The following is a 12,366-nucleotide window of genomic DNA, read 5'->3' on the forward strand; positions in this document are numbered from 1 at the left end:
GGTAAAAAATACCGCTGCCTTAATTAAATGAGTTATCGATCGACATTAAAGTAACGGGCTTCAGGGTGTGCAAAAACAATGGCTGACACGGAAGCCTCTGGTTCCATCATGAATCCTTCTGTCAATTCCACGCCAATATCCTGAGGTTGTAACAGGCGGAATAGCTTCGCCTGGTCTTCCAGATTAGGACAAGCAGGATAACCAAATGAAAACCTTTGCCCGGTGTACTTAGCGGCAAACCGCTCTTTCATGGACATTTCAATCGGATCGCTTATACCTAAATCATCCCGCATTAATTGATGAATTCTTTCCGCAAAACCTTCAGCAGTTTCGAGAGCTAGTGATTGAAGGGCGTGATTTTTCAAGAAATCACCTTCAAGTTTTAGTTTTTCTGCCCATTTTCTGATCCCTTTTCCGGCAGTGACCAGGAAGAAACCAACATAATCCATTTGCCCGGAGGAGATTGGTTTCGCAAAGTCCGCTAAACAAAGATGCGGGTTCGTATCTTGCCGGGGGAAGTCGAAAGTTTCCAAAACCTCATTATGATTGTCCGGGTTGTATACCAATAGCTTATTTCCTTCACTTTGAGCAGGGAAAAATTGATAAACCGCATGCAAGCCATAATCCGGTTCCGTCTTTAGGAATTCAATCAATTCATCAACGAGATCATTAAGCTGCACCGCTTTTTCATTCCCTTGCTTAAGCAATTCGGAAACTTTACCTTTTAACCCCAAATGATGACCAATCAGCATTTGCCTATTAATATACGGTTGGATGACATCCAATGGATAGTTTTTCAAGACGTGACGCTTGATGTCACGCGGTTTTTGAACAGGAGCATCGCTTAAAGGGGCAGCCGCGGACTGCTTCCGAACAGGTTTTTCTATCGTGGCAGCAATGGCGGCATTCGCTTTCGCTCTTTCTCGTTTCTCGACTAACTCTTCCAAGTACACCAATTTTTTGTCAGAGTCATGTAAAATATTCGTTACAGCCAAACCATCCATCGCATCTTTGGAATATAAAACCGGCCCTTCGTATTCAGGTGATATTTTAAAATCGGTGAATTTACGGGATAATGCTGCCCCTCCAACTAAAATTGGGGTATCTATTCCCGCTTGCCTTAAATCCTGTGCTGTTAAAACCATTTGCTGTGCAGATTTGACAAGTAACCCAGATAGGCCAATGATGGTTGGCTCATGTTTTCGAACCTCTTCTATGATTTGCTGCGGTGCGACTTTTATTCCCAAGTCAATCACTTCATAGCCATTATTGGATAGGATGATATCCACTAGGTTTTTCCCGATATCATGCACATCTCCCTTTACAGTCGCCAAAAGGATCTTCCCTTTCTTAGCACTATCTTCAGAGCTTTCCATTAGCGGTTCAAGGTGGGATACAGCGGCCTTCATCGCTTCGGCACTCTGAAGCACCTCTGCGACAATAAGTTGGTTGTCATTAAACAGTCTCCCCACCTCACTCATGCCATCCATCAATGGTCCATTGATGATTTCCAATGGGGTATCACCGCGCTCAATCGCTTCATTTAAATCATCGACCAATCCTTCTTTCGTTCCTTCGATAATATAGTTCCCTAAACGTTCATCCAATGGCAGGATCACACCATTATCCTTCTTCTCCGCTTTTTTCCCACGATAAAACTCGGTAAAAATCGCTAAAGTTTCGGTTGATGTCTCAAACAGGAGTGCCTCGGCCAATTTCACTTCCTCTTCAGGTATCATAGCGAAACGTTCAAGTTTTTCTGTATTCACGATAGCATAATCGAGACCCGCTTTTGTACAATGGTAGAGGAAAACTGCATTCAATATTTCCCTTCCCCTCGCTGGCAGACCGAATGAAACGTTAGAAATGCCAAGTATCGTTAGGCATTCCGGAAACTTTTCTTTAATCGCCTTTATGCCATTCACCGTTTCCAATGCAGATCCAATATATTGTTCATCCCCTGTGCCTACAGGAAATACAAGCGGATCAAAAATGATGTCACTTTTGTTTAGTCCATACTTATTAACGAGCAAATCCACAGAACGTGTAGCCACTTCCAATTTCCGTACAGCATCGACGGCCATCCCTGTTTCATCAATGGTTCCTACGACAACGGCAGCACCATATTGATGGACTAAGGGTACTATTTTTTCAAAGCGTTCTTCACCATCTTCTAGGTTAATGGAATTAATGATCGATTTTCCTTGTGAATGTTTCAGTGCTTGTTCAAGTACGGCTTCATCCGTAGTATCGATGACCAGCGGGACTTTCACTTTTTTGACGACCTCTTCCACAAATTCCTTCATATCACCAAGCTCATCCCCATCAGGATCAGCAAGACAGATATCAATGACATGGGCGCCTTTTTTTACCTGGGTACGTGCAATTTCGGCAGCTGGCTCGTAATGCTTGCCGCGTATCAACTCCTTGAATTTTCGGGAACCGATAACATTCGTTCTTTCACCTACGAATAATGGCCGCATTGAATCATCATAAATGAGCGGCTCTATGCCCGATACGGCATGACCATGGGCAGTTTCCGTAATTGTACGGGGCTTCATTCCTTCGAGGACCCTGGAAAGTTCTTTAATATGTTCTGGTGTCGTCCCACAACATCCGCCAATGATATTGACCCATCCCTTTTCAGCAAATTGCTTCATCTTCTCTGCCAGGGAAGTAGGTGACTCATGATAGTGGCCTTCTTCATCAGGGAGCCCCGCATTTGGATAACAGCTGATGGCACTATTTGATATATCTGCAAGTGTCCTGATATGGTCTATCATGAATTCCGGCCCTGTTGCACAATTAAGGCCGACGGCGACGGGTTTCATATGTTCAACCGATAAATAAAAAGCTTCTATGGATTGGCCAGCAAGTGTAGTGCCCATCGGTTCGATTGTTCCTGATATGATGACAGGCACATCCTTTCCTGATTTAGCGAAGGCTGCTTTGATTCCAGAAAAGGCTGCCTTGACATTAAGCATATCCTGACAGGTTTCCACCAATAGCAAGTCTACCCCGCCATCCAAGAGGCCCAGTGCCTGTTCTTCATAAGAATCGGTTAAAATATCAAAAGTCGTTCCGCCCGTTACGGAAAGCGTTTTAGTAGTTGGGCCCATCGAGCCGGCTACATACCTTGGCCATTTATCATTGGAGTACTTTTCACAAGCTTTAACGGCAAGCTCAGCTGAAATCTTATTTAGCTTGTAAGCGATAGTGCTTATTTGGTATTCCTCAAGAACGATGCTGGTCGCTCCGAAGGTATTTGTTTCAATGATGTCTGCACCCGCTGCTAAATATTTTTCATGAATGGATTGGATGATTTCCGGTTGCGTCAATGATAAATACTCATTGCAGCCCTCGAATTGTTCCCCGCCAAAATCATCCGCCGTCAAATTCTCCGCTTGAAGCATGGTTCCCATCGCCCCATCAAGTAGGAGAATCTTAGAATTTAACTGATCTTGAATCGCTTTTTTATTCATGTACTGCCACCTCAGATGTATGTTTACTATCGACTTTTCTAATATATTTCGTAAGTTCCGCCGTCATTTCATACCGAAGGAACGGAGTGATTAAATATATGCCCTTGAATTTTTCCCTTGCCGCGTCCACTAGTTCTCGCGCAATATTCACTCCTTCAATCCTTGACTTTACAGGATCATCCCCCGCTAACGCCATGGCCCTTCTAACATTATCAGGCAATTTGATGCCCGGGATCTCATTATGGATGAATTCGGCGTTCCTGGTGCTTGTCAAAGGCATGATACCGATGAAAATTGGGGTTTCTAAATGTTTTGTGGCTTCATATACTTCCTCGATCTGATCAACGGAATAGATTGGCTGTGTCAAGAAGGATTGAGCACCGCAGGCAATCTTCTTTTCCATTCTCTGTACGGCTTTATCCAGATATTTCACATTGGGATTAAACGCTGCCGCAATTTTGAAATTTGCCCTTTGGCCCAAACTTTGACCGGAATAGGAAAGACCTTCATTAAATTGTTTGACCATGCTTATTAGGTCAAAGGAAGATAAATCATAAACCGAAGTGGCCCCCGGAAAATCCCCAATTTTCGAAGGGTCTCCGGTGATGATCAATATTTCGTTCAGCCCCACCGTCTGCAGGCCCATTAAATGCGACTGCAGGCCAATCAAATTTCGATCACGGCATGTTATATGCACCATCGGCTCTATATTCAATTGATTCTTCAGTAAATTAGCAAGTGCATCATTCGATATCCTTGGTGAGGCGAGCGAATTATCCGCTAATGTAATGGAATCGACCCCGGCTTTTTTCAAAGCCTCGGCACCAGTCATGAAGCTCTCTATACCTAACTTTTTCGGTGGATCAAGTTCAACTAGAATCGTCCTTTCAGTTTTGGCCTTTTCGAACAGGGGACGTTCCAATTCTCTATCATTCACTTCAATTATTTCTATTTCACGGGATTTCGTGAATTTCTCTTTCACAGGAGCCAAACTTCCAATCGCATTCTTTACGGCTTGAATATGCAGCGGAGTCGTTCCACAGCACCCTCCTATGATTGCGGCACCCTGCTCACGAAGTTCTAGGGCACTTGAACCGAAGTACTCCGGCACAGCCTTATAGACGAGCCTTCCATCCACATAATCCGGGAGGCTGGCATTTGGGTAGATGGCAATTGATGCGTGCTTTGGCAAACTCACTTCTTCCAAGGCCCGAATCATATGATGTGGACCGAGACGGCAATTCACCCCAACCACATCCGCACCCAATTGCTCAAGTTTTAGAAAGGCTTCATTTAAATGGATTCCATTTTGGAGATTTCCCAGTTCATGCATCGAAACATTTGCGATGATCGGCAGTCCAGTTTCATTTTTTACGATTTGCAGGACGGTTTCCAGTTCTTCCAGGTCATAAAATGTTTCCAATAGAATCCCATCAGGGTTTTCCATCAAAAGACTGTATAGCTGTTCCCGAAAACCCCGTTTTATCTCTTCCATGCTTAAGTCCGATTTCCTGATGCTGCGTTGTGCCCCGATGGTACCGAAGACGTATGCCTTTCCTTTCGCCGCTTTTTTAGCAAGAATGACTCCCTGGCGATTGATTCTGCTTACCTCATCCTCAAGTCCATACCGTTTCAATTTATTGAAATTGGCTCCGTATGTATTCGATTGAAGGATATCTGCACCAGCTTCCAGATAGGCACGGTGGATGGATTCTATTTGATTTGGGTCCGTGCAGTTTAATTCCTCATAACATTGATCGATGCCATTTGAATACAATAAGGTCCCCATTGCCCCTTCCCCAACCAGTATTCTTTCTTTCACGTCTTTACGAAAATTCATCATTACATCCTCTCTCAAAAACAATCCTGTTTTTGTCGTATTCTATGAGTATGAGAGAAAAGGAAAAAAACCTTCTCAAAGAAGAAGGTTTTTTGAAACATTCTCCTCATCTATCAAGCTCTGCTTGCTGGATTTAGCACCTTTGCCTAAGCTGGTTGCTGAGGTTTCTTCGGGCCAGTCCCTCCACCTCTCTCGATAAGATCCATTTATATAATTTTCACAAGATTTCAAAATTTGATTATACTTAATTTACATTAATAATCTGTCAATTTCAATACCTGATCGACATTTTTTTCACTTTTGCAAAAATCATTCAATCTTTTGCAGCTTGAACCCTCTTCAAGATCCTTTGTTTCCAGTCTTCCGCTAACGAGTCTAGTGTAAGTAAAGCCTTTGCGCCTTCCAGCCCATCTCGTTTATGAAGGATTACCTCTGCTGCATAATGAACTGAAATCTTTTCTTGCAAACGATCTATCAGCACAATCTCGTTTTGTTTATTTATCGTTCCTTCTTGAAGTACTCTTGCAAAATAACCAGTGAAACTCGTTTTCAACACGAGTTCCAAAAACTTAGGTTCTTGATTGAAGTGGGAAATGGTCGAACAAGGTATCCTCCCCTGGTTAATTTGTACAATCACTTCGCCTATTTGATAAATATCGCCGATATACGTTGTTTCTTCCCTCATCCCCGCTATGGTTAAATTTTCACCGAATGCAGGGATTTCCAGCTTTTTAGAGAATTTTTCATTCCATAATGTATAATGCTCAATGGGGTAAAAGCACAAAGCGCGATCAGGACCTCCATGGAACTTTACATTACCTACCCCATCACCAATTATACCTGATTTAGTCACTGTCACATTATCCTGTGCTTGTTTATCCATTGCTGAAAAGATATCGATATTCGAAAAAATTTCATGCTTTGGCTTCCCGGCATGAAGTGCTTTGATTTTCCCATTTTCCATTTTGCATCTTCCATTCTTATTTAATTTATACCATCCTGTATGTATAAATTATACTAAAAATCCATTTTATTCTGTAGTTTTTTATAAGGATATGAAAATGCAATAGCCATATGCGCAGTTAAGTGGGCAAAATATCATTGATTTCCAGAAAAATTCATAGGGTTGTTTCAGTAATTTTGTTGCTATTTCAGAATTAAATATGGTAGAATATGAACACAATATATAGTCGAAAACTACAACCGTTCGCCTATATGTTGATTTTCACGATTGAATTCCTCATTGTCGCTCTTTAGGGAGCGAATTTTTTTGCCTTCATTTTCAACCATCATTTTCTTATAAATCCATTCTGCCCCTTACATCGTGATCCACTTACATATTTGCATTTTCCTTACCTATGTATTTCATTTGCTGTTCATTCACTATCATTACCTTATTTGAAGGCAAATCCCTTGCTAAAACAAGCAGAAAGCCGAGCGACATCATTCGTCTTCCGCTCAGCTTCCTGTTTAAGCTTGTTTCTTTTTTTTCGGTGCCACTTTCTTTCGGGTCGTCTTTTTCATTTCCGGTTCATCATGTTTCGTACGGTCAATGGATGCCTGTAAGGCCTCCATTAAATCGGTTACATTGTTGGAAACTGGTTCTTTTGTTTTGGCTGCAATCGTCGTCTGCCCAGCTTTCTTTGATTCAATCAATTCAAGTAACGCGGTTCGATAGTCATCGGTGTATTTTGTCGGATCGAATGTAGTCGTTAATTGATCTATCAGTAATACGGCAGTATCGATTTCTTTTTTTACAATGGTATCATTGGCAGGGATATTCGGAACATCTGCTGTGGAGCGGACTTCATCCGGATAATGAATCGTTTCCATCACCAAGGTATTATCAACGACGCGGATTACCGCCATTTGTTCTTTAGAGCGAATGATGATTTTCGCTAACCCTACCTTATTCGACTCCTTGAGGGCCTGCCTCAAAAGGGAATAAGCTTTTATCCCTCCGTCATTAGGGGACATGTAATAACTCCGGTTAAAATAAATGGGATCTATTTCTTCGATTTTAACGAAATCCACGATTTCCACGGCTTTTTCTTCGTTTTGTTTTTTCAGTTGTTCTAGTTCATTGTCATCCAATACAACGTACTTTCCCTTTGTATACTCAAAAGCGCGGACTATATCATCCTTCCCCACTTCTTTCTGGCATACCGGACAAACCTTTTCATATTTAATCGGTGAATGACATTCCTTATGCAACGTCCTCAAAGAAATATCCTTATCCTCCGTTGCAGCATGAAGTTTGATCGGAATGTTCACCAAACCGAATGATATGCTCCCCTTCCACATCGTATGCATATTCGTCACCTCATAACTTATTTTTAAAAGAGAAGAACAATTTTATTATTCCCCTTTGATCAAAAAAAACCGAAAAAACAATTGCCAACTCTAACACTTCGCTTTTTTGGCAAAATAATGTTAATCAATTATTTGCGGAGGTAAATACAAAAATGAAACCGATGCTGCCAACCTATTACCCCGAAGCCCCCAACTCCAAGGATTGGCGTTATGAAGTCAAATATGACGGGTTTAGGGCTATTTTAACGATAGACTCCGATACAATAAGCATTTCGAGCCGGAATGAAAAGGAATTATCACCACAATTCCCGGAAATCACTGCTTACATCAAAGCTCTGGACCTGGAAGATTATCTTCCGCTTCAGTTAGATGGAGAATTGGTCTGGCTTACCAATCAGGCGAAAGCCGATTTTTTTCAAATACAGTGGCGAGGCCGTCTTGGGAAACAATCCTTAATTTCAGAAAAAGCCCGTATTTCCCCTTGCCGGTTCATAGCGTTTGACCTTCTTAGCATCAGAGGAAGAAATGTAGGAGCTAAACCTATGGAAGAACGAAGGGAATTGATGTTGAATATGGGGGGGAATTTTGGCTTTCCTATGCCCCCTGATCCCAATGATAAGGCATTGATACAATTAATAGAGAGTTTTGACGTATTGGATACTGCCTTGAATAAGGTCATCCTATTAGATGGCGAAGGGGTTGTCGCCAAGGAAATTCGTGGTACTTGGCAAGAAGGGAAACGTACTACCTCATGGATCAAGGTGAAAAATTGGAAGACCGTTGCCTGTTTCATTACAGCCTTGCACAAAGAAAATGGTTACGTTTCCCTCGCAGTTTTCAAAGAAGGTGCCGTAATCAAAATCGGTAGTGTTAAAAATGGACTGAGTGCTCAAGATAAAAGGATATTGCATGAACTGATCAAACAAAATGCATCAGACGAAGACGCACAATTTTTTTATATCCATCCATCCATTTGCATCGAAGTTCAATTTTTACATGTGTATGAGGAAAATGAATTACGTGAGCCACAGTTTTCACAATGGCTTTTACAAACGGCTCCCGAAGAATGTACTTGGGAGAAATTCGTGCTAGGTCAATATACATTTCCAGATACTGTACAAATAACTTCCAGGGATAAACCGCTTTGGATAACAGGAGATGAAAAGGTGGTAAAAGTTGAATACCTTCATTATTTACGGGAGGTTTCAGCTTTCTTCCTACCCTTCTTGAAGGATAAACTGCTTACGACGATCCGCTATCCTCATGGCACTTTGGATAAAGAAAGGTTTTTCCAGAAAAACAAACCTGATTATGCCCCGACCTTTATAAAAACGTTCATTAATGAGGATATCGAGTATATGCTATGTAACGATATTGAAACGCTTCTTTGGTTTGGCAATCAACTTGCATTGGAATTCCATGCTCCATTTCAGAAAGCGGGTAAAACACGACCAGACGAAATCGTCCTGGACTTGGATCCCCCTTCCATCGAATTTTTCTCCTTAGCGATTAAGGCCGCACAGGAAATAAAAAAGGTGATGGAATCATTAAGGATAAAAGCTTTTGTAAAAACTTCAGGTAACAAAGGACTGCAAATTCACATCCCACTGCCTGAAGACAGATTTACTTATCAGGAGACACGCATATTCACTGACTTTCTCGGTGACTACTTATCAAGTTCCAACCCTAATGAATTTACAACGGAAAGAATGAAAATAAATCGGCATAATCGGCTATATTTGGACTTTGTGCAGCATAGTGAAGGAAAAACCATCATCCTTCCTTATTCCCCGCGGGGAAATTCTTTCGCCGGTGTGGCCACTCCTTTGTTTTGGGAGGAAGTGGACGAAAGTCTCCAGTTAAAGGACTTTACGATTGAAACCATACCAAGCAGAATAAAAAGGGAAGGGTGTGCATTTATGGATTACAGAATGGTCGATAACGGACCAGCCTTTTTGGAAGTATTGTCGTTCCTAAAACAAAAAAAGCCCAACAACTGATTGGTCTTAGGGCGTATAAAATGATCGTGGATTCCCTCTCCAGGGTACTTCGCTTTCCCCTGGCGTTCTTTGCGCCTGTTGGGTCTTCCTGGGACCTAAGCAGGTGTCCCGTGACTTCACTGGAGGTTTTTTAATGAGAAAACTGCAGGCAACCTCGCTTTTCTTCGAGTTTGCCTGCAGTCTGATAATTTCTTTATACTTTTGTTTTCAAATAACTTTGAACTTCATCCTGAAGCTTGGAATATAAGCTTGTTTCCAATTCAAAATCCTCTTTCTCAAGAATTTTAAATTTTTCAGGCTGATCTAAGTCTATTTCAAACAATACTTTGAATTCATAGGTTGCGTTCCCGATTAAATCAATTGAATACTTTTGGCTTTCTTCATCATGGTGGACCACGCATTTAACTTTTCCGCCGTTATTGTAGACGGATATTTCACTTTCCAACGCGTTTAAACCAACAGAGCATGTCACTAGGCTTGAAGCAGACATCGCCGTTCCACATGCATTCGTGAAGCCTACCCCCCGTTCGAATGTCCGCACATAAATGCTCCCGGGTTCCAGCTCTTTCACAAAGCTGACATTGACACCATCAGGGAAAAGCTCATTCGGTTGATTGACCTTTGTTGAAAGTTCGTCCTGCAAATCACTTCGCAAAACATCGCTATCGACGAGTGTGATCAAATGTGGATTAGGAACCGCCAACGCCGAAAATAATAGAGTATCATGAAGTTCCGGCAATAATTCGTTTTGCAATTGTTCTTTAGCCAATACAAGAGGCAGATCCTTCACATTGAAACTTACCGGGGAAATTTCCACCTTGAAAGTCGGAATTCCCTCATAAATATCTTCCGTTTTTTCCACGAGTAGATTTGCCTTCATGGTTTCCACGATCATTTTATCGAGCCCTAGAACGTCGTTCGCATAACGTGCAACACAGCGAAGTCCATTGCCGCACATCGACGCTTCCGATCCATCTGCATTAAAGACACGCATCCGGCAATCAGCATGTTCACTTTTCATTACGAACAAAATACCATCCGCCCCAAGCCTCTCCCTATTGCATAGTGCCTTCGCGAAATTTTTCCGCTCTTCTTCTGTAAACGTCAGGGTCGTAGTCAATTCATCAACGATTAAGAAATCATTTCCTGAACCATGGCTTTTTAAACCTTCAATAATCATCCTGTCACATCCTCTAATATGCTGCTTGTCATTTATCAATTTTTTAATATTCTATATCATAGCATTTTCAAGATGGATGTGTCATCGCGTAAATCACAATAAATCCATTTTTTCCGTCGAAAAAACCAATAAGAAGAGCGGTTGGAATAAGAATTAACTCATTCCAACCGCTCTTTTTAATTATTAACCGATCATACCAATGATGAAATAGACGATAAACATTCCGGCACTTACATACATCGGGGCTGATACGTCTCTCGCTTTTCCTGTTACAAGCTTCAAGAATGGGTACAGGATGAAACCGAATGCCATTCCATCTGCAATACTGTAAGTGAAAGGAATGATCGTGATGATCATGATTGCAGGTATGCTCTCGGTTAAATCGCTGAAATCCAGCTCTTTTATATTTCCTAGCATCAAAATGCCAATGATAATTAAGATGGGGGCAATGGCGCTATCAGGGATTACTTTAATCACCGGTATAAATAGAAGTGATAGTATGAATAGCACGCCTGTCACCACTGAAGTAAAACCAGTTCTGCCTCCTGATGCGATTCCAGCTGCCGTTTCAACTGTAGCAACGGTAGGACTCGAACCGAATATGCCGGAAAACAGAACGGACACACTTGTCGCCTGCAGCGACTTTTTATAGGCATCCTGGCGGTTTATGCTATCTACATGCCCGTGTACAAGGCCAATATTTTCAAAAACAAGAACCATCGTCATTGCAAACACACTTATCCAGAATTCAATCCGGTTCGCTTCCAAGAACGACAATGAAAAGAAGAGATCACTGTAAGAAGCTGTGTCAATGCCTGAAAAATGGATTTTTGATAGTTGAACCGTCCCGAACCAATATGCAATGAGGCTGCCTGCCAGGATGATAATCATGAAATTACCGGGGACATTCTTGATGAACAGAGTGATTGCGAGCAAAAAGGTCAATACCGTTGCACACACCGCTGGATCGCTTAAATCTCCCAGTGCGACGATAGATGATGAACCTCGCGTGATTATTCCGCCCTTCTCGAGACCGATTAGCATCAAGAATAAGCCAAGACCGACAGATATGGCTTCTTTTATCGACCTTGGAATCGAATCACTGATTAACTTAGAGTATTTTGTAAAAGCGATGACTACAAAAATAACCCCTGAGATAAATACAGCACCAAGTGCCGATTGCCAAGATAGACCCATTCCTTGAACCATCGTATAAGCAAATAGGGCATTTACGCCCATTCCTGGAACGAGGAGGATTGGGACATTCGCCCAAAGTCCTATCATGACACAGCTTAAAGCAGATAAAAGAATCGTCGCAATCACTGCACCATTAATTGGAATGCCCGCTTCCGATAAAATCAGGGAATTCACGATGAGAATATAGACTATTGTAAAATAGCCGACCACTCCAGCAAGGATTTCACGTTTTCCATTCGTTCCATATTCGGAAAAATGAAAAAACGTTTCCAAGTTTAATTTCTTCATGTTGTATCCTTATTAAATTTGTCCCTCGCCCACCCGTTTGTATTAGTGACAAACTACACTTGGCGA

Annotated in this window: 7 protein-coding genes and 1 riboswitch; of the genes, 1 reads left to right on the forward strand and 6 read right to left on the reverse strand. The window is 41.8% G+C overall.

Annotated features, from left to right (window positions below; all coding sequences use genetic code 11):
• Window positions 1–32: 32 nt before the first annotated feature.
• The 4 genes from metH to ACQKNS_RS20160 all read right to left on the reverse strand — a co-directional run bounded on the left by metH (window position 33) and on the right by ACQKNS_RS20160 (window position 7,635).
• Entirely contained in the window at window positions 33–3,482 is a 3,450-nt protein-coding gene (gene metH, locus ACQKNS_RS20145) for a methionine synthase (RefSeq protein WP_427645041.1), read from the reverse strand.
• Window positions 3,475–5,322, reverse strand: a complete 1,848-nt coding sequence (locus tag ACQKNS_RS20150; RefSeq protein ID WP_427645042.1) for a bifunctional homocysteine S-methyltransferase/methylenetetrahydrofolate reductase — start codon at window positions 5,320–5,322, stop codon at window positions 3,475–3,477. Before ACQKNS_RS20150 ends, metH begins: the two co-directional genes overlap by 8 nt.
• Before the next feature lie 103 nt (window positions 5,323–5,425).
• A riboswitch (SAM riboswitch) is annotated at window positions 5,426–5,524 on the reverse strand.
• A gap of 111 nt (window positions 5,525–5,635) precedes the next feature.
• Complete coding sequence (locus ACQKNS_RS20155; protein WP_427645043.1) at window positions 5,636–6,286, reverse strand: MOSC domain-containing protein; 651 nt, start codon at window positions 6,284–6,286, stop codon at window positions 5,636–5,638.
• Between the two features lie 506 nt (window positions 6,287–6,792).
• Entirely contained in the window at window positions 6,793–7,635 is an 843-nt protein-coding gene (locus tag ACQKNS_RS20160; protein ID WP_427645044.1) for a Ku protein, read from the reverse strand.
• Between the two features lie 152 nt (window positions 7,636–7,787).
• Here ACQKNS_RS20160 and ligD point away from each other — a divergent pair, with 152 nt between their 5' ends.
• Complete coding sequence (ligD, locus tag ACQKNS_RS20165) at window positions 7,788–9,635, forward strand: DNA ligase D (RefSeq protein WP_427645045.1); 1,848 nt, start codon at window positions 7,788–7,790, stop codon at window positions 9,633–9,635.
• A gap of 193 nt (window positions 9,636–9,828) precedes the next feature.
• On the opposite strand, the gene dapF is transcribed toward ligD, so the two are convergent.
• Both dapF and ACQKNS_RS20175 read right to left on the reverse strand, forming a co-directional pair.
• A complete protein-coding gene (dapF, locus tag ACQKNS_RS20170) occupies window positions 9,829–10,815 on the reverse strand; it encodes a diaminopimelate epimerase (RefSeq protein ID WP_427645046.1) in 987 nt (328 codons plus the stop codon).
• A 183-nt stretch (window positions 10,816–10,998) separates the two neighbouring features.
• Entirely contained in the window at window positions 10,999–12,300 is a 1,302-nt protein-coding gene (locus tag ACQKNS_RS20175) for an NCS2 family permease (protein WP_427645047.1), read from the reverse strand.
• Window positions 12,301–12,366 lie beyond the last annotated feature (66 nt).

Origin of the sequence: Peribacillus sp. NPDC094092, assembly GCF_050279365.1 — a bacterium.
Classification (GTDB): Bacteria; Bacillota; Bacilli; order Bacillales; family DSM-1321; genus Peribacillus.